15 protein-coding genes and 5 pseudogenes are annotated in these 19,212 nt (G+C 59.6%); 3 read left to right on the top strand and 17 right to left on the bottom strand.

The features are described from left to right. Positions 1 to 23: 23 nt before the first annotated feature. The 11 genes and pseudogenes from ACVWYI_RS38740 to nifH all read right to left on the bottom strand — a co-directional run bounded on the left by ACVWYI_RS38740 (position 24) and on the right by nifH (position 9,725). Positions 24 to 1,331 (bottom strand): FAD-binding protein, encoded by a 1,308-nt coding sequence (locus tag ACVWYI_RS38740; protein ID WP_456664804.1) that lies wholly within the window; start codon positions 1,329 to 1,331, stop codon positions 24 to 26. 12 nt (positions 1,332 to 1,343) lie between these two features. After that, complete coding sequence (locus ACVWYI_RS38735) at positions 1,344 to 2,459, bottom strand: electron transfer flavoprotein subunit alpha/FixB family protein (protein WP_456664803.1); 1,116 nt, start codon at positions 2,457 to 2,459, stop codon at positions 1,344 to 1,346. Between the two features lie 18 nt (positions 2,460 to 2,477). Further along, the gene (locus ACVWYI_RS38730; protein WP_456664802.1) at positions 2,478 to 2,615 is read right to left on the bottom strand and encodes a hypothetical protein; all 138 of its coding nucleotides are present in this window, start codon (positions 2,613 to 2,615) and stop codon (positions 2,478 to 2,480) included. A gap of 1,007 nt (positions 2,616 to 3,622) precedes the next feature. Further along, positions 3,623 to 3,955, bottom strand: coding sequence for a nitrogenase stabilizing/protective protein NifW (nifW, locus tag ACVWYI_RS38725; RefSeq protein ID WP_354116743.1), 333 nt, complete (start codon positions 3,953 to 3,955; stop codon positions 3,623 to 3,625). 2 nt (positions 3,956 to 3,957) lie between these two features. Continuing rightward, positions 3,958 to 4,873, bottom strand: a pseudogene (locus tag ACVWYI_RS38720) (hypothetical protein); the annotation flags it as partial. A gap of 373 nt (positions 4,874 to 5,246) precedes the next feature. Then, positions 5,247 to 5,651, bottom strand: coding sequence for a hypothetical protein (locus ACVWYI_RS38715; RefSeq protein WP_456664746.1), 405 nt, complete (start codon positions 5,649 to 5,651; stop codon positions 5,247 to 5,249). A gap of 42 nt (positions 5,652 to 5,693) precedes the next feature. Then, entirely contained in the window at positions 5,694 to 6,725 is a 1,032-nt protein-coding gene (locus ACVWYI_RS38710) for a hypothetical protein (protein ID WP_456664747.1), read from the bottom strand. Between the two features lie 178 nt (positions 6,726 to 6,903). Then, entirely contained in the window at positions 6,904 to 7,074 is a 171-nt protein-coding gene (locus ACVWYI_RS38705) for a hypothetical protein (protein ID WP_456664842.1), read from the bottom strand. An 84-nt stretch (positions 7,075 to 7,158) separates the two neighbouring features. Next, positions 7,159 to 7,456 (bottom strand): annotated as a pseudogene (locus ACVWYI_RS38700) (homocitrate synthase); the annotation flags it as partial. Between the two features lie 616 nt (positions 7,457 to 8,072). Continuing rightward, positions 8,073 to 8,735 (bottom strand): nitrogen fixation protein NifQ, encoded by a 663-nt coding sequence (locus tag ACVWYI_RS38695; RefSeq protein WP_456664840.1) that lies wholly within the window; start codon positions 8,733 to 8,735, stop codon positions 8,073 to 8,075. A 99-nt stretch (positions 8,736 to 8,834) separates the two neighbouring features. Further along, entirely contained in the window at positions 8,835 to 9,725 is an 891-nt protein-coding gene (nifH, locus tag ACVWYI_RS38690; RefSeq protein WP_456664801.1) for a nitrogenase iron protein, read from the bottom strand. Between the two features lie 454 nt (positions 9,726 to 10,179). On the opposite strand from nifH, the pseudogene ACVWYI_RS38685 reads away from it, so the two are divergent. Then, positions 10,180 to 10,680, top strand: a pseudogene (locus tag ACVWYI_RS38685) (redoxin domain-containing protein). 2,327 nt (positions 10,681 to 13,007) lie between these two features. On the opposite strand, the gene ACVWYI_RS38680 reads toward ACVWYI_RS38685, so the two are convergent. From ACVWYI_RS38680 to ACVWYI_RS38655, 6 genes are all read right to left on the bottom strand, one after another. After that, complete coding sequence (locus tag ACVWYI_RS38680) at positions 13,008 to 13,247, bottom strand: nitrogen fixation protein NifZ (protein ID WP_456664800.1); 240 nt, start codon at positions 13,245 to 13,247, stop codon at positions 13,008 to 13,010. Beyond that, on the bottom strand, positions 13,244 to 13,564 hold the full coding sequence (locus ACVWYI_RS38675; RefSeq protein WP_247457904.1) for a nitrogen fixation protein NifZ: 321 nt from the start codon (positions 13,562 to 13,564) through the stop codon (positions 13,244 to 13,246). Before ACVWYI_RS38675 ends, ACVWYI_RS38680 begins: the two co-directional genes overlap by 4 nt. Positions 13,565 to 13,713: 149 nt before the next feature. Further along, positions 13,714 to 13,941 carry a 4Fe4S-binding leucine-rich repeat protein gene (locus ACVWYI_RS38670; RefSeq protein ID WP_456664839.1) on the bottom strand — a complete coding sequence of 76 codons (228 nt, stop codon included), beginning with the start codon at positions 13,939 to 13,941 and terminating at the stop codon, positions 13,714 to 13,716. A 733-nt stretch (positions 13,942 to 14,674) separates the two neighbouring features. Beyond that, the gene (locus ACVWYI_RS38665; protein WP_247457905.1) at positions 14,675 to 14,899 is read right to left on the bottom strand and encodes a 4Fe-4S binding protein; all 225 of its coding nucleotides are present in this window, start codon (positions 14,897 to 14,899) and stop codon (positions 14,675 to 14,677) included. A gap of 15 nt (positions 14,900 to 14,914) precedes the next feature. After that, positions 14,915 to 16,471 (bottom strand): nitrogenase cofactor biosynthesis protein NifB, encoded by a 1,557-nt coding sequence (gene nifB / locus ACVWYI_RS38660; protein WP_456664838.1) that lies wholly within the window; start codon positions 16,469 to 16,471, stop codon positions 14,915 to 14,917. Positions 16,472 to 17,021: 550 nt separating this feature from the next. Then, a complete protein-coding gene (locus ACVWYI_RS38655) occupies positions 17,022 to 17,876 on the bottom strand; it encodes an IS701 family transposase (RefSeq protein WP_456664799.1) in 855 nt (284 codons plus the stop codon). Here ACVWYI_RS38655 and ACVWYI_RS38650 point away from each other — a divergent pair. Beyond that, positions 17,875 to 18,024: pseudogene (locus ACVWYI_RS38650) on the top strand (PhnD/SsuA/transferrin family substrate-binding protein); the annotation flags it as partial. The gene ACVWYI_RS38655 and the pseudogene ACVWYI_RS38650 sit on opposite strands and share 2 nt — an antisense overlap. A gap of 60 nt (positions 18,025 to 18,084) precedes the next feature. Then, positions 18,085 to 19,036 (top strand): annotated as a pseudogene (locus ACVWYI_RS38645) (Mu transposase domain-containing protein); the annotation flags it as partial. Between the last annotated feature and the right edge of the window lie 176 nt (positions 19,037 to 19,212).

Genomic DNA, 19,212 nt, shown 5'->3' with positions numbered 1-19,212 from the left:
TGGTCGTAGTCTTCAGTTTGTGATCACCGCCAGGCCCGGGCAATGCGCAGGGCATCGCCGAACAGTCCACTCCACGATCGCGCCTTGATGAACGAGCTCAGTATGAGCTTCTCTTTCTCAAGCTTTGGTGTGCCGTCCACGCGCACGTAATCCTGCATCGCCTTGGAGAAGAGCTGCGGATATGTGAGAAAGAAGTTCTGCGAGTGGGTATGCATCAGTGCCGGCATATCCTTGTACTTCTTCAGGTCCTTAATCACGAAGGAATCATTCAGTAATTGTTTGTAAAGCGAGAGATTTTTGGCCGTCATCGGATCATTTCGCGATTTGACAAGGCAGATCGCTTCCGCGGCGATACGGCCCGACGTCATCGCCAGATTGGACCCCTCCCGATGGATGGCGTTGTTGAGCTGGGCGGCGTCTCCGACAACGACCCAGCCCTCACCACAAAGCTGCGGGATGGCCTTGTATCCACCTTCGGGGATCAAATGCGCGGAATATTCCTTTACTTCCGAACCCTCGATCAACGGCGCGACGGACGGGTGACGCTTGAAGCTCTCGAGCAGGCCGTAAGGCGTCTCGCCGGTACGCTGGAAGTCGGCAACAAGACAGCCGATGCCGAGCGAGATGCATTCCTTGTTGGAATAGATGAAGCCCATACCGGTCATGCCGCGGGAAATGGTTCCGGCGGCTTCGATGACGAGCCCCTCGTCGCCCTTGAGATTGAAGCGAGCATCGATTGTCTCACGCGACAGGAAATGCATCTCCTTGACCGCGAGCGCGAGCTTGTCCGGTTTCGGCCGCCCTCTTAAGCCCGCACCCGTCCCGAGCACTCCGTTTACCCCCTCCGCCAGCACGACGACATCTGCATGGATTTCACCCCCATCTCGGTCAGTGCGCACCCCGACGACCCTCCCATGGGAATCCTGGAGGAGCTCGGTCACTGTGGTCTCGCACAGCACCGTAGCGCCGGCCTCGCGGACCTTCTGCGAGAACCATTTATCGAACTGCGCGCGGATGATGGTGTAGCGGTTCGGCTTCTCCTCGTTGAAATCATCGGAGCGATAGTGAATCCCCGTGTGCGAACGCTCGTCCACAATCCAGAAGCGTTGCTCGACGAGATGCCGCTCAAGCGGCGCATCTTCTCGGAAATTCGGGATTAGCTTCTCCAGCATCTCGGCGTAGAGGATGGCGCCTTGCACGTTCTTGGACCCCGAATACTCGCCGCGCTCCAGCTGCAGCACTTTTAGGCCCCGCTCGGCCATGGTAAGCGCTGCCGCATTCCCGCCCATGCCAGCACCGACGACGATCGCGTCGAATCTTTCCTCGATCATAAACAAGCTCCCCTAGCCAGCGATGCGGTCGTGCGAGTGCGGCGACAGCTGCGCGCGGAATGCAGAGGTCAATGCGGGCAACAGTCGAATAGCGTCGGCGACGATGCCGATATGGGCGAAGTCGAAGATCGGAGCGTTCTTGTCCGTGTTGATCGCAACGATGAGGTCGCCCCCCTCCACGCCAACGCGATGCTGGATCGCGCCGGAAATACCTGCCCCGATATAGAGCTTTGGCCGAATGGTTTTCCCGGTCTGGCCGATTTGTCGGTCCGAGGTGACCCAGCCCTTCTGGACCAGCGGCCGCGAGCAGCCATATTCGGCGCCAAGCACGTCCGCGAGCTGCTGTACCAGTTGGAAGTTCTCAGGCGATCCCAGACCGAGCCCTCCAGCGACGACCACGTCGGCATAGGCAAGGTTGGACTTTGTAGAATCGCGGTCCGGGAGGAACGACAGCACTTTTGTGACGATATCTTCTTCTACAAGCCCGAGCGGATGCGAGATGACGCGCCAGACGGCGCCGGTCACGCGCTTCGGCATCGGCATCACGCGCGGACGGACGGTTGCCATCTGTGGACGATAGTTCAGTGTGTAGATCGTGCACAATAGTGAGCCGCCAAACGTCGGCCGGGTCGCTGCAAGCGAGCCGTCGGCATCGACATCGAGCTCGGTGCAGTCGGCAGTTAGGCCGGTGAGCAGTGTGGTGGCCACTGAGCCGGCGAGATCGCGGCCCAGTGTAGTTGCCCCTAGGAGTAGGATTTCCGGCTTGTACGTACTGACCAGCTCTGACAGGGCCTTGGTGTAGGATTCATTGCGATAATCGGCCAAGAGATCATCCGCGACGATATAGGCGACGTCGGCGCCGTAGCAGAAGGATTCGGCGATCGCCTGCTGCGTTGTCTCACCCACCGGGCCGATGACAACCGCGGCGAGGTCAACGTTGAGCTTGTCCGCGAGCCGGCGGCCGGCACCCATCAGCTCCCAGGAGACGGGGTGCACTATCCCGCGTTCCTGCTCGATGAAGACCCAGACGTGCCTATGCGCCTTGAATCGTTCGGGCAGCTCCCTCTTGGTCGCCGCGCGACCACCACCGGCGGTCGGAGCGGCGCTTTTGGGCGCGGTGCTCATCATCTGTACTCCCATCCGTGTTCAGTAGCGGCTCGCCAGCGAAGGGTGCTCCGCCTGTTTAAATTCGCGCGTGAAGATTGCTTCAGTTAAGAGTTCGGCCGCGTGCCCGCCGCCATTTTTCAGCACCGCCTGGCAGCAGCGCGGGGCCGAGGCACCCATTGCTGCACCTTTGTCGACGAGCCCAGAAGCACGCGCTTCGGGTTCTTGCCGAGTTCGGCATTCTGGGGCCACCATTTGGCAATGGTACTAGTGAGGCACGCAACCGCGCGGTCACTCGATCCGATCGATTGGTCCCCCTCATCTTCGCAACCAAGTTGGAACAGATCGAGGACCTGCCAGGGGCTCGGCTGGTGCCATTGTCGGCTGCGAGCTTGCCGGTGAAAACGCGATCCATTGCTCCGAATGCCCTCGCAATATCTCCGATTGCAGCGACACGTCCGCAACCCTTGCGAGGGCACGAGGGTTGGGTGAAGCCGCCTGTCAACGGCGCCGTGAGACCGGCGCTGGAGAGCAAGGGCTCCCCCCGCGAAACCTCGGCCATTGATCGGCCAATGGGAGTGATTTCGTCGACGAATCTTTGGCGCGGATCAAGCGCAGCTTTCAACTCAGCCAGCCCGGAATATGCAAGCGTCACTTTGGCGTCGCGACGCATCATGATGCCGACAGGCAGCGCGCGCGAAACTGCGCGGCGTCCAAAATAAACTCTATCCGGACCAAGATGTGCATTCGCTTCTCCACACTAGCTGAGCATATCTCAGCAATTGTCGTACCAGTTGCGCAGACGATAAAGATTGACCGCCAATACAGACTCTTACTGAAGGAAATCGGATTGGCAGCCTCTCACGAGGATCGGAACCATTCGATAGCCGTGCTGCACCCGTGTCCGGAATGCGACAGACGACATTCATCCGAATCTTGCTGCGCTTTCCTCGTCAAATATGCGCTCCCCGTCTGCCGGCGTACCATTGCAGGAGCTAGGTGCACCATGAGTACCAGCTTGAATCGATGGAAATATCAGGGCTGAGCCGTGATTACCTTCAGGAGCCGAGTGTCCAAGCTGCGGATCCGCGAGGCCGTAACTGCAACTTTCATTTGAATTCGACGCCCTGGGAGGGTGGCAGGTTCTCTGAACCTTCACGCTCCAGAGCACGAGATACAAACTCAATTCACTCCAAGGAACTGAGCTGCACCAATGCTGGCTGCTTGTTCGATTGTGGTGCGGCCGCATTTTTCAAGACTTTGAACACGCGCTGTTCGATCGGGGAGGACGTGACGAAATCGGCATAGGCGCGCTCAAGCGTGGCCTTGCAACGCGAAGCGATGTCAGGATCGGATGCACCGGTAAACTCCTCGCCGGCGAGATATTCACCCATGCGACGCAGAATATGAAGCCGCGCCACGTCGATGATTTTCGCATCGTACTCGACGCCGAGCACTGCAAAAAACTCCTCTGCCGCGGAGGCCTTGTTCAATTGCGAAAGGATCCCGTCCATCGTCATTCTCAACCTCCATCTAGATCCGCGAACAGAAACCGTCCTGGCTGGAATGTTCCAACCTGATCGCGCGAAGCGCATGGCTGACCACCTGGTCGCCCTCGGTTGAAGAGCGAGCTCTCGCGAATGTCGCGCCAGATCGCCACCACCGTTTCCTGGGAAACCGGGCCTTTGTGCTCGACGGCATGCTTACGGACGCGCGCGAGAATGGTCCCGGTTTGGTCGGCAGTGACCGAAAGCTGCAATGCTCGCCGATCACAATGCGGTGGGAGCGGCCGAGCAACCCCGGGTCCAACGCTTGGTAGGCGGGCCGGTCTTTTAAGAGCCCATCGAGGTCAAGACATGCCCGCCGACAAGCGCTTGTTGAGCGGAATGGTGGGCACGCTGCGGCTGCACCGGCGGCCGCGACGTTTTCCAGTTCGGAGAGCAGCACGCCGGTATCACGGCCGTAGATCTGGCTGAGTGCGACAACTTCCTCCAGCGGCGCATTGCCGGCTCGCTCTCGCAATCCAATGACCGTCAGAGGGGCGTGCGTCGCACCGGCCTTGGTCGCCGCCAGCGTATCAGCCGTCGCCGGGGCAAGATCGTCTTGGCCGTGGAATTCGAAGTCGAGATCGGTGCTGGCGCGCAGTGCGGCCATGAGCGTTAAGGATGCGTCAGGATTGAGCAGGCTCAGCGTATCTGAGAGACGAAAGCGCCGCGCGCTGGCCGCCGTGGCGCTTGCGATCAGCTCGATCAGGAAGTTGAGATCGGCACGCGAGGAGTCTTCGCCACCCAGCGCTACATCCAGTCCCTTGTCGCGAGCGTGGGCCACGACGCGCTTCATCCGCTCCAGCGCGGCCAAACGGCCGCCACCGAGTTTCGCGCAATCTGCACGTCGGACGAGGGAATCGATAGGGTTACCATCGAAATACCGGCCACGATGATGCAAACGGCAGCATCGCGCCAAACTCAAACGTTCGCGGTATGAGTGAGGCGTAGCTCCGCTTCAGCAGATTGCCAGCAGGAATAGCGCTGCGGTTTGTCGTCCAATGATGGATTGGATCGAGAGATCAGGTTTTTCAAGTAGTTGGAGGCGGTATGTGCGCGACGTGTGCACCGGGAGATCAAAGCAAATCTCATCACAGGTAGCATGAGCATGTCCTCTGAGTTGGAGAAAACGCGTTCGGAGGGCGCGGGCACCGTTGATTGGTTGCGCCAACGTGAAGCGCGATGTGAGCGCGCGCCACGGAATTCGATCAGAATCAAGATATTGAATCAACGGTCGCTGTTACACCGATACGGCCGGCACTTCGTGTCACGACTTGGGCAGCAGCAGCTTGAGCGCGCTGATATACGCGTTCCAGTCCGTTGACGTCGCCGTCGAAGCGCAGGCCTTCCGCGCGAGCGCTTCCGGATTGCTGGAGACGATCTCGTTTGGCTTCTTGCGCGCGTTCGCGATCAGCGGACCGTAGATGTTCCACCACAGACGCTTTCCCATACGCATGGGAGTGAGCCCGTCCTCAGACGCGTTGGCGACCCGCGCATCGACGTACATCGCATAGGTTAGGATATGGGTCGCGAGCTGCCAAGCGTAATCCGATGGCGTGCGGTTCACGATCTCGTCCTTGGTCCAGAGTGCGCGGCACGTCAGGCGCGTCGCGGCCGGTGCCGACGCACTGGCGCCGACCCAACTCGAGCAACGGATCGTCTCCTGTTTCATGGCGTACTCAACCTCGATTTCGTGGGTCACTGGATTTTCGACTTATTTCATGTTGTCCGGATCGAGCACCCACTCGCCGGGAAGGTCGACGTTGCCGGGATAGGTCTGGGCGCAAAGGCCCAGCCGCGCGCGCAGGCCGTTCGCTTCGCCGCCCGGCGACTGGGCGCCGTGCAGCGCCTCGACCGCTGTCCCCATGTGCAGCCCGAAATAGAGGTTCCGGTTCCTGAGCTCGGTCATGAACCGAGGATCCGGATTGCCGTGCGCGGCAAGGTTACTTTGCGCCGCCTTGTCCCCGAGGATCTGCACGCCGGCCGTGCAGCTACTCGACGTCACCCATACCGGCATGCTTGCACGGGTCTTCTGCTGCTTCGATAGATCGGTCGCGTCGAGGTTGTTCGGCGACGGTTGCGCGTCGTGCAGCCGCCAGAGCCCGGCGATGGTGGCGAGTCTCCCGTCGACGGCATCGCGCGTCGCGCGCCCGCCGGTGCCAGTGAAGGTCTCCACCTTGACGCCGTCATTGTCGGTGATGCGTTTGCGGATTTCGCCGGCCAGGGCGTTACCCTTGGCGAGAATGATGGTCTTTGCCCCCAGGTGATGGGCGCCGAGCGTGATGGTGTCGTAGGGCGTGGCGGCCCACAGTTCGCTGTCGAAGTCCTTGAGCGGCTCCAGGATCACGATCTCCGCGGCCTCCCACGTGCCGGCCGGGCCGGGGGACTGGACCAGATGGTTCCAGGTGATGTGCAGCGTCGGCCGGTCGCGGAAGTCGGGCTCCACGTTGGGATACTTTCCGGTGATGCTTACCTCGATCGGTGCAAAGTCCATGTGCGAGCCGATCGTCCCGCGCGGCGTGAAGATCTGATCGACCGTCAGTCCTCCCTTGTTGATCGCATGCACCGCATAGAGATGCGTGAGCGCCTCGCTCCAGGACATGTTGCGGATCTCATCGCACTTCTGCGCACGCGCCCCGCCGGCGGTGCACAGGACCGCGATTGCGGCCAGCGCTGCGATGGCCAGGGCTCTCGCGCAGGAGCTGACCGATGTTCTCTCCTGCTCGGTGTGAATCTGTCTCGTCATTGGGCCGTTCCCTCAATTCCCTCAATGCACCGATCATTATCGGCATGTACAAAATCCGAACGCATGCCACGCGGACGAACGCGTCCGCGCCCAGGCGTCGCGTGGCATCAGGCAAGGTCAGTTCGCTTGAAGAGAAAGCCTAGCGCAACGAGAGCCGCCCCATGTCCCCGCATCACAGTTACTGCCGCGGATAGCAGCGCACGCGCTCCGGGTATGTGGCGACGTTGGTGATCCGCAGGGCTTGGGGTATGTCCTCGCTCCATAGCGGTGTGTTCATGTTGGCGCCGCCGGCGTTGTTCGGGCTTCGCGTGGCGTTGCCGGCGAGGTTCTGGGCCGTGACGCGGTTCACTTGCGAATGTCCGCCATAGTCCCGGTTCGCCGGATGACCGTCGACGCCGAGCAGGTAGCCATTGACCTGCGCCGCGGACGAGCGGTCGTATCTCCGCGTCGACGTCCGCGGGTTTTATCCGGCACCAGCCGATGATCCTGGCCCCAAGGTCCGCTTCGGCGACCGCTCGGATCGCGGCAATCTCTTCCTGACCCATCGCCGGCGTGCCGGCCTCGATCTCCGTGACTCCGGCCGCAGCCAGCGCACGCGCGATCGAGACCTTGTCCGGTGTCGTGAAGGCCACGCCGGGTGTCTGTTCGCCGTCGCGCAGCGGGGTGTCATTAAGGACTATGGACCTCGACCGATCTTTGTCGGGCCCGGTGATTGCGGCAGCGAACGCCATCAGCGGCTCCGTATGTTTATTCCGTAAGCTGTTCAGCAATTGCTGTGCCAACCCGCTCGAATTCCCGAGAACCTGTGAATGACGCCGAATTTCAGATTAGTCGGGTGTGTCGCAAATCCGACAGGGTGGAAACCGCGGAGCGCCAGGTTCGGTGCGCTTGCGACCGAGCTGAAGGCAAGCGCCGAGCTTAGAAGCATGTTAGTCGGGCAACGGTTCGGGCCTGACCTCAAGCTGCAGCAGTTCGGGGAAGGCGCGTGCATTCCGGCGCTTATCGAAGAAGATTCATGAGCCATCGGGTCGTCCAACCACAAGTCGGCGTTCGTAAAAAGTTCAGCGGGGCGCGATGGAGAGGGCGGATTTTGGCCTCGATCGCGCGTCAACATAGAACATCTTGGCGTAAATGTGACGGTCGCATCCGCCAGTTATCAAGCCCGATATCGGCGCCGCCGCGTCCTGCTTAGGCCGCCTGCGCGAAGTTGTTTACCGGTGTCTTTTCAAACCCTCACTCTGGTCATGTGACAGTTGGCCCAAAGTTGTCCGATACACCGGGACTCGCGCCGAGGAGCGGGCATCCATTGTGAGCTCAGCCATGCGAACTTGGGTGGCATGGACGGAGTCATCGAGACGACGCAGATGATCCCGCCGGCGCTCCGGCCATCCGGCTCTCCCCGTTCTCCTCGCCGAAGCAAAGATCAAAATCATTGCATTCCGTGCAGACCGGCGCGGTACACATCACCAGACCGTCATCTTCGCATAGCGTGCGATAGAAGAAGCGCTTCCAGCGCATGTTCTTGGTGTTGCGAGCCGCCAGCGGCCCGAAATGGCGCATGAGGAGGCGGGACAATTCGTCCCGCTCCCGCAGACCGAGATCTTCCCACAGGTGATTAGGCTCCATGGCGCGCCGCGCGATCATCGTCGCGAGCCAGCCACCGACCTCGCCATCAGTGGAACGTTGCGCAAGCAGGAGGTCTCGCACCATAATCGTCTCGTCAGGAGCCGGTAACGCGGACTGTTCGCGCCAGGTACAACTCCTGACCGGCATGGATGGAAAGTACTGCACCAAGAGCGCATCGAGCTCCTGGTTAGTCAAGCCAGCCCGTTCGGGAAGTTGGCCGCCATCCATAGCGGATGCGGCGAGAACGCAAGCGAGCACATGGCGATCGAAATCCTCATCGTCGCTGATGTCGACTTCTGTTGGATGGCGCCCGGTCAGAAGCCCGTAGAGCTCACTTGCATCGCGCTGCTCGGGGACGTGAGCTGCTGATACAGGAGATGACATCGTATTGGCCAATTCGCTTTGTGTGCCAATCATGAAGGTCTCCCGGCTTCTGAGTGGACGATGTCGGCCTTCCCCGGTCGAGAAGGCCGACAACATGAACTATGCCGAAGCAGCGGCGAGCTCGGCGGCGGTCTTGCCGACCAGGCTCTCGTCGACAGGCTTGATGATGCCGTGCTCCATGAGCATATCCTCGAGCTCGTCCATGCTGATTGGCGTCGGGATGGCGCCTTGTCCCGCATTATTGTGGATCTTGCTCGCGAGATTGCGATAGTGATCCGCCTGCTTGGACTCTGGCGCGTATTCCAGCACAGTCATGCGGCGCAGCTCCGCGTGCTGCACCACGTTGTCGCGCGGCACGAAGTAGATCAGCCGGCTGCCGAGCTTCTTGGCAAGAGCATCTGCCAGCTCCAGCTCCTTGTCGGTCTGGCGCTCGTTGCAGATCAGGCCGCCGAGGCGCACGCCGCCGGAATTCGCATACTTCAGAATACCCTTCGAGATGTTGTTGGCGGCATACATCGCCATCATCTCGCCGGACATCACGATGTAGATTTCCTGTGCCTTATTCTCGCGGATAGGCATCGCGAAGCCGCCGCAGACGACGTCGCCCAGCACGTCGTAAGAGACATAGTCGATGTCCTCATAGGCGCCATTCTCCTCCAGAAAGTTGATCGATGTGATCACGCCTCTTCCGGCGCACCCGACCCCCGGCTCTGGACCGCCGGACTCGACGCATCGAATGTCCTTGTAGCCGAGCTTGATGACGTCCTCGATTTCGAGGTCCTCAACGCTGCCGGCATCCGCCGCCAAGCTCAGAATGGTGTCCTGCGCTTTGGCGTGCAGGATGAGGCGGGTCGAGTCCGCCTTGGGATCACAGCCGACGATGAGAATCCTTTGGCCCAGCTCAGCAAGAGCCGCCAGCGTATTTTGCGACGTTGTCGATTTACCGATGCCACCCTTGCCATAAAACGCGATTTGTCTCAGCGAAGACATGTTGCTCTCCATCAACCGATTGCCAATTTTGCGCGCCGAACGCGCGAGGCTGTTTCTCTCTCAGAAACGTGGGCACACGGGTTTCGGGAAGGAGGCCATCGCTCGCCATCGGCGTCGGCGTGCCCTCAGCCCTCACTCCTTGTTGCTGCATCCAGTTAGCAACTGGCGTGCCATTCGTTCGCACGCGCGTTAAGCATCTGACTAGGCTTGACTAATAGCGCAGCGTCCGAGACCGGAAGCTGTGGCGGACCCGACAGAGGCAAGGGCTCTGACAGAAACCCGACAAAGCCTGGCGCGTGGATTCGTGCAGATGGGGTTCGAGCACACCGCCATCATCAAAGGCGAATGTTCCACGACCGGCATGATGGGTACTTGCCGTCAGATGGGTGGCATATCGCTTGCTTTGCCAATCGCGGAACGCTGTTTCCGTGTGACGCGATGTTGTGAGGACAATATGCCTGGAACTGGAAGTAAGTTGCCGCCGTTCGACATCACAGGCGTGAAGCCCGGCTTTCACCTGCCAGAGGAGAACGGGCAGAGTGCCTTCGAGACGCTGACTGACAGGAGTTTCCCGGAGAATGGAAAGTCATCTACTTTTTCCCGAAGGATTTCACATTCGTCTGCCCAACCGAAATCGGTGAGTGTGCTCGCCTATCCAAGCATTTCGCCGATGCGATGCAATCGTGCTTGGTGGCTCGACCGATAGCGAGCTTTGCAAGCTCGCCTGGCGGCGTGAGCACAAGGATCTGCACCGTCTATCGATCTGGCAGTTTGCCGACACCAAGGGCGCACTGGTCGATGGCCTTGGAGTGCGATCGCGTGATGGCATCGCGCATCGCTACACGTTCATCGTCGATCCTGAGAACACGATCCAGCATGTCTATGCGACAAGCCTCATGTCGGCCGCAGCCCGACGGACACGTTACGCGTTCTGGATACGATACAGACTGATTAGCTCTGCCCTTGCAACCGCGAAATCGGCGGCGACACGCTTAAAAGTGCCTCAGGCAACATATCGAAAGTGCAGCAAGGAGCAGCTCCCGAATTCGAAGGACGTCAGACTCAATCGTTTTTGGATACAGACGATCTTACCGCAAATGCGGCCTGCTGCGAGCGAGTACGGCACGCAATTCAATTCTCATTGCCGCCATGCCGTCTGCCGCGGCCGCCGCGCTGTCCGCGCGCGGCAGTCGCTGCGGCGAAATCGACAGTCTCGATGATGACGATGAACAAGGTTCACCACCGCTCTTGCTCACCTCATAACAAATCCCGCATACAAGAGGATGCCGGCGCGTCTCCGCATGAACATACAAAATACTTGTACGCTTCTGCGCCTACTCGACGCACATCTCCTGCCGGTTCCTTTATATTGTCGCCGTAGGCCGGACCGCGGCTATTCCCTTCTTTCTGCGCCTCGCCGGCACGTCGCAGCCCGTATTTGGGCTCGGCAGATCTATATTCAGCGATGTAAGCCGCACTATGTGACGAACGAGCCGGGCTTATCAGTCTCTGATTAAAACCATGACACTCGACGAGTTTTAGGCCAAGTGAGCCGGTCTATCAGGAAATCGGTCAGCTCGTTCATCGCGCGAGCTGACCCTCGGGCGCAGAACCTGAAACGATCGGATGGCCCGGCGGTCGTAAGCCGCCTGGCCGTCTCGATCATCACGCCGGTCAATTTCCGAACCTTGACGCGTATCTCAGCGCTGGTGACCCAAGCCAATCCCCAAGGTACGTGCTTTCTGTCTTAGAGAGCCCTCGGATCGCTTCATAAGCGTTGAAACCCTAGCTACAGGGGTGCGGGCCTTTGAGTGCGCTTTGAGCAGCTTGACGTCATCCTTACTATACTCTTTGCGCTTGGTGCTTTTTGGCACGTGTTCTCCGATTCCGCTTTGCACATTTGCCTGTAGCGCCTTGTTTTGGCGAAGACGCAACTGCTTTCCACTACCATATCAATGGTCATCGACAACTATTCAAGCGGATTTTTCTCTTGTAGATAAGAACCGGGACTACACGCGAATTTGTCCGCTGTCCTCTGGATCTATATCCGCGTGACAAACCTGATTCTCGACGTGCACGTCAGCGCCTTCAACATGGAAGCAAGCCATAGAGAAGGGACACTCGATGCGTCTTCCAAAAACAATCCCTTCTTGCTTGAACGCGCCGACTTCACTCACCAGTTTCGTAGTATGATATTTCCAAGCCCCAATACTATTGATGGAGTAGAGCGGATGGGCCGGGACAGTCGCACTGCCTCACTTGCGCGCGCATCATCAACCGGCCTTCACAGCGAGTGCACGGCGGCGGACTTAATGACGAGTACTCACAAAGGCAAATCTTGCGAAGCCTGAGCGTTACTCCTCGTCAGCAGATCGGGCACAGCTCGCTGATCCAATTTAGGCTATCGCAGTATCCTTGGTTTAATAAGCCACGTTGACGTTCCCAGGCGATTCCGTCCTCACGAACAGTTCTGCGAGACCATCGCCGGTCCCCCGTCTCATGGACCCGATGAACGAGTGAGCGACCTGCTCGTGATATTTCCCGGGCCGGGCACTACGGCATGGCAAGCAAGCCGCGGGCCTAGCCGTCCTGTGTGAGCTTGGCACCGGCAGGCGATTGCTTGATCGACTTGCCAGAGCGCTTGGCCAGCACAATGCCGGCGCGCTGCGGCTCATTCGTGAGCTGTAACAGTGACCTCCACCGTCGAGCAGATGCAGGTCGAACTTCCAACCCGGCGGAACGGATTCTGCGTCATGTCGGACGCCTCGCAACAGATCCAGGCAAGATGTGGAACTTTCTGCCGGAGCGTCAGGCAGGGCTCAGAGGCTGTATCAATAGCGGCGAGCGTCTACTCGATCTCCGTCAAGGCGCCTTCGAGCACCATCTCCACATCCATTGCCAGAACATCTCCACATCTATTGCCAGAATAAACGTTCAGGGTCGGCGTTCAGAACCGCTGTCGCCAGGCCAAGCCGTTGATGGGTTGAATGCCACTCCCAAACGCCCGTGCGGTGATCGGAGCAGCTGGCATGCCGCCCCAGTCCTATCGTGGTGCAGCAGCGCGACGTCGACGAGGCCGCCCTCCGCATTGATATTGCCTGAGCAGCACGGGCTCTCGACCAGATAGCCGCCAGCAACCGCTGTCACCTTTGGCGAGACATATCGGTAGTGCTCGCGCTTCTTCAGCGCGCGCACGATCCGCCCACCGGTCGACCTCGTTGGGATGCGCAGGCAATCCGGAATGATGTCGCCTGATGATTGCGGCGCTCATTGCGCGATATCCTAGACTGCAGAGATTTCTGCCTCGAGGCAGCCAACCACCAACTGCTTGCCGAAGTCGACCATATAAATGGGTAGGTTCGCTTCCGTATGGCGACCGATCTGGACGATCTCACCAATGTACCCAACGCTGACCAGACACTCTTCCGCCGACGCGTCGGGAAAGGAACCGTCGTTGAGCAGATCGATTGCGGCCTTGACACGTTGGCCTGACCGGTATTTTGGCAATCTTGGGTCGATCATCGGGGTGCCGCTCCTGGCAAGAACGGCTCCTCGCCTTCGCGGTTTCGCGTGACTAGATCGAGTTCCTTGCATTTCATGCCGACGCGATTGCCGGAGTTGAGGAATTCGACTCCATAGATATAAAATTGTTGCAGGAATGTGCCGATCGAGATGACATAGCCAAGCTCGCCTTTCTTGACCAGAACCTCACCGATCTCCTTGCCCACATAGGTGCCGTCGTTGCGGATAGTGCGGTTGGCCCGCACGTTGTCACCATAATCAAAGAATGGGGCGTCCGTCAGCTCGACGATGTCACTATCACGGGCGATGTTGCTCATGCTGCCGTCCCTGTTCCATAGTTCAACTGTACCGCGCCCGGCCTTACGGACCGCCCTATCATGATGCTCGATCAACCCCCGCCATTCCCGCACGGCGGCGCTTGCGATCACGGATCGCATGAGCCTGTCGGGATCCCGGTGCAGCAACATCAACGCCCGCAACCTAAACTCCTGATGCTCCAGATAACTATCGTGAGCCCATGGTTGATGTTGAAGAAGCCACCGACGCGGCACGCGCGTCTGTCATCGAGGGAGGCGTGCTTGAGCCGGCGGCGAGCCGCGTGCTCCAGCGCGGGATGCGCACAGCCGACAGAGTCGACCTGATTACCCCGGCAACCCAGGGCATTGTGGACGTCATCACTCACGGTCCCGCCCATACGCTCGAGCGTGCCCAACAACACCTTGGTGCCAGCCTTGTCCGCGGGACAAAGCCCCAGCAGTCTCCCGACAGCTGCCGTCCATCCCGAGTTGCCCGAGACGCATCTGCAAGTCGGCAATATGCGTTGAGCGAGAACAGGAAGACCCACACGAGGTGCTCTCATAACAGCCGAACTCCGGCTTGGTGGCGCCGACCGCACCGGTGGCAGGAAATTCGATTCCGCATCACGTGATCGGGTGCGAACGCCTTGGCATGGCGCAGGTGTACTTTCTGCACCTTCATCGAGGTGAAACCCTGCCGCCCTGGGATGATGCTCGGCCGGCTCGACACCGTGCGACCAAGACAGGACTCGGTGAGGAGGCCCTCGTTTTCTCTCGGACGACCGACTGAAGAAGGCCTCGGGCATGAATGTCGACTGATCAATGATGGCCGCAGGTGACTGGATTGATATCGCGGAAGACGGGTCCTGCGCTCTTCGTGGGCCCATAGGCGAAATCGATCCTCGATGCTCAAGACAGCGGCCTTTGGGCCGACAAGAATAGCTCGACGCGCTCCCACCGACGTGCGCGTCGCCAGAATTTGGTTTGGCAACTGGCGAAAAGGTTGGCGACCAGGGCGAGCCGTCCACCCGGTCTGAGAAGGCGAAAGCCGCGGCCGGCGCCTCGTCAAGGCGGGCATCATCCGCCCGAGTGTCTGAACCGTTAGTGTCGTAGTGACATCCATCGTGGCCCTCAAGCAGGCTCCTGGTGACGCGGCAGCGCCGTGTCGAGCACGCATGTGTTGTCAACCGGGCAAACCGCCACGCATTGCGGCTCATCAAAGTAGGCGGCGCACTCGGTGCATTTCTCAGGATCGATCAGGAAAACGCCGGCTCGTTCGGAAATAGCGAGATTCGGGCATTGCGTTTCGCACGCCGAACAGCCCGTGCATTGCGAGGCGATGATCTTGAACGGCATTGTCTGACCCAATCCTCAGGCGGCGGAAATCAGCGTATTGTGGCGGGCCGCCGCATCGACCCGCTCAACGTGCTTGATCTTCCCCTCATTGACTTTATCGAGATAGAGTTTGAACCAGGCGATCGCCGAGCCATCGATGAACTCGCCGGCATACTGATCGACCGGCTCGATTCCGGCCTTGATCAATTCGGCCTTCGGGCAGCCGCCGATCTTTGACACGAACACGGCATGGCAATCGTTGATGGCGCCGATGGCGACTTCGAGCTTGCTGTCCTCGCCATGGCCGCCCTGGCAATAGGGATGAATAGGACGATGGCCAACGAATTTTGCGCCTGAAGTCGAGAGCTCGTAGATCTGGAACTCCTTGGCATGACCGAAGTGCTGGTTGATCAATCCCGAGCCCTTGGTTGCAACCGCCACCAGCACCTTGATTTCGCTGGACGCGCTGGCGAGCTCCGCAAGCTGCTCCTGCTTGGCCGCAAGCTTTGCAATGCGCGCCTTCTCGACTTTAACCTGATACTCCTTTCGGGCCTGTTCATCATATTTGAAGTCCATGGCCATGATCTGTTCAATGGTGAATTCGCCGCCGCGGTCCTCCCCGAGCAGTCCGACGGCGTCGGCGCGGCACTGGCGACAGTGACGCATCATGTTCATCTCGCTTTCGCAGCTATCCTGCAATGCTGTCACTTCCTGTGCCGTCGGGGCGCGTTGCCCGCTGCGACCGAACACGGTGCCGTGCTCGGGTGACGAAATCAGCGGCATCACGTTATGCAGGAAGGCGCCGCGGGACTTCACGGCTTTGTTAACCTCAACCAGATGCTGATCGTTAATCCCGGGAATCATCACCGAGTTGACTTTGCACAGGATGCCGCGCGCGGTGAGCATCTCCAGGCCCTGGAGCTGCCGATTGCTGAGGATGCTTGCAGCTTCAATGCCGGTGTAGCGCTTGTGGCGGTAAAAGATCCAGGGATAGATCTTTGCGCCAATATCGGGATCGATCATGTTGATCGTGATCGTCACGTGCTCAACCTTAAGTCTTGCAATCGTGTCGACATGATCAGCTAGCGCCAGACCGTTCGTCGAGAGGCACAGCTTGATGTCTGGCGCGAATTTATTGACGAGCTCGAACGTCTTGAATGTCTTGTCCGAATTCGCCAAGGGGTCGCCAGGGCCAGCAACGCCGACCACGCTCATCTGAGGGATGGCGGAAGCGACCGCCAGCACCTTCTTGGCGGCCTGCTCCGGCGTCAACTTCTCGCTGACAACGCCGGGGCGCGATTCGTTGGCGCAATCGTATTTACGATTGCAGTAATTGCACTGGATATTGCAGGCCGGTGCGACCGCGACATGGATCCGGGCATAATGGTGGTGCGCCTCCTCGCTGTAGCAGGGATGGTTCTTCACCTTTTCCCAGACCTCCTTCCGCACATTGCCGATGCCGGCCTGAGATCCGCACCTGCCCTTGCCGCTGCCATCGACCGTACTGCAGCTGTTGTGCTTAGTCATGACTTGCATGGTCTCGCTGATCTCGCCGCCGCCACAGGATACCTGGTGTTGCGCTGAAGTACTCATTCTTCCAATTCTCTTCGCAAGCCGAATCCTTCCAGCAAGCATCCCCAGAGTCGTTTCTGAAAAGCCAAGAGCAACTGGCGTGCCATACCTGCCACAAACGTATTTTGTGGTTCGCTTCAAGCAGTTAGGTACCGCCTGCTCGAATGTCAGTTTTATCAACTCATGTTGGAAAGCTGACAGAATTGCGATCACAAGAGCGCCGCTCGGCAGCGCTATTGTGACGGCGGGTACGCGGGTTCATCTATGCCCTTGGGCAAAGAGCATGGCGGCTGGTCGTTGAAAGTTGATCTTGTCGCCGAAATGTGACGCGTATGCAAAGCACAATCCGCCAAAGACGTTCGGGAGCTTTGAAGGACAACTTGAACCGGCGATCCTTCCTAGCATTACAGTTGTCTTTTTGATTTGACATGAGCGCGTTGAGCGGCAGCCTGATGAGCTCTGCGCCAGAAAGACCATGCGATGATGCGTGCGGGTTGAATACGCTTTCGAGCAAGTCTGATGGCAATGCGGCGGATTTCCTGGATTGACCAACGGATCAGCGGCGGCGTGGTTATGCTTTGGCTTTTGCCGGGTGGCGAGGTTTCGTTTTTTTGGGCGGTGGCGGATTAGCGCGCTGTCGGATCGCGGCCATCATGGCGAAGGCCAGCATCACCAAGGACACATGACGGTGCCAGCCATGCCAGGATCTGCTCTCGTTGTGATCCAGCCCGAACTCGTTTTTCGCGGTTTCAAAGCTGTCCTCGATCGCCCATCGATGGCCTTCGACCGCGACCAACGTTTCAATTGATGTTCCCGCTGGGCACCAGGTGGTGAAGAAGGCGAGGTCATCATCGGCGATGCGACGACGGATCAGTAGACCGCGCGTCCATAAACCATCATTTGCGCTGTTGAACTGCTCGGCCTCGAGGTCGGCCAATTCGAGATAACACCAGTCATGCAGCCGCGGTCCTTGGGTTCCGGCTCCCGCCGACAAGCGCTTCCAGTCGGACGGGCGCTGCGTCCGGGCGAGGTCCGCGGCCGTACCGGCGACCGGCGGTCGCTTGCCCCAGGATCGAAACACATGAGCGCTGCTGACCCCAAGCACGTAGCCTTTGCTTTGCCTGCCCGACGTAGTTGCTGTTCGATGTCGCCAACACCGTAGACCCGTATCACCGGCAACCCACTTGAATGGTACAGACGCGGCTATCGCACGTGCGATCATTCTCGTCGCAAGCTTTGGTTTGGTCGCAAAGCCGACATCGGCAGGCACGTATGCGTCTTCCAGACGATCTGGATCGTCGGTCCATTCCTTCGGAAGATACAACGCGCGATCCGACGATTGGAAAGCCAAATATCCCGAGCTGACCTTCGCGGTCATTCCGGCGGAAAACGCCTCGGGCGTGACCGAGCGCTGGGCGCCGTTCATGAGCTATCTCTCCAAGGAATTGGGCGTGAAGGTCACGCTGCGCATCGCCAACGACTACGCCGCCGTCATCGAAGGACAGCGCGCCGGCAACATCCATATCGCCAGCTACGGCTCGGCCTCGTTCGCCCGCGCCCGCCTGACCGGCGTCAAGACCGACGCCTTCGCCAACGACATCAACGCCGACGGCTCGACCGGCTACTACTCGGTGTCCCACGACCGGGCGTTCGCCCTGTTCAAAGGCACCTGCACCCGTGGCATCTACGACAACATGAAGACCGCCGTAGAGACGATCGTCGTCGGTAAAGGGCGTCTCTACAATCGTCGCTTTCTGCAGATGTGCAGCCACTATCTGGTCGATCCGGTCGCCTGCACGCCGGCGTCAGGCTGGGAGAAGGAGCAGGTCGAGAACCAGGTCGGGCTGGTCAGGCAACGCTTCTTCACGCCGCGGCTGCGGTTCAAAAACCTCGACGAGTTGAACGCCTGGCTGCTCGACAAATGCATCGGCTACGCCAAGGCTCATCGCCATCCGGAGCTGGTCGATCAGACGATCTGGGACGTGTTCGATGCCGAACGCCCCAAACTCGGTCCTTATGCCGGCCGTTTCGACGGCTTCCATGCGGTGACGGCGTCGGTCTCGAAGACCTGCCTGGTGCGCTTCGACAACAACAAGTACTCGGTCGCAGCCAGCGCAGTCGGACGCCCCGTCGAAGTTCAAGCCTATGCCGATCGCATCGTGATCCGTCAGGATGGACGTATCGTTGCCGAGCACCCGCGCCTTTAGTCGCGGCGATACTGTCTACGACCCCTGGCACTATGTGCCGGTGCTCGCCCGCAAACCCGGCGCCTTGCGCAACGGCGCTCCGTTCAAGGACTGGGTGCTGCCGGCCGCGATCGAGCGGATCCGGCGCAGGCTTGCCAGCACCGATGACGGCAACCGGCAGATGGTCGACATCCTCAACGCGGTGCTGACTGACGGTCTGCCTGCGGTGGAAGCGGCCTGTGCCGAAGCGCTCAGTCACGGCGTCCATTCCGCCGATGTCGTGCTCAATATCCTGGCCCGTCAACGTGAACCCGCCCCACCGGTCAACATCATGACGCCGGCCGCACCGACGCTTCGTCATGCGCCGATCGCCGATTGTGCCCGTTACGACAACCTCCGGAACAGGCCATCGCCTCCGCAGCGTGCAAGGCTGGAAAGTTCCGACGGGTTGGCAGTACCGCTTGCGACGAGCGCAATTGTTGTAGTTACCGAAAAAGGACCTGAGATCGTATTAAAGATTGTCCTGCATTTTCCCGCTTCAGAACTTACACCTTAAGTTATCGCCGCATTTGCGCG

This window comes from Bradyrhizobium sp. LB13.1 (genome assembly GCF_054056815.1).
This window is presented reverse-complemented; position numbering and strand designations above follow the sequence as displayed.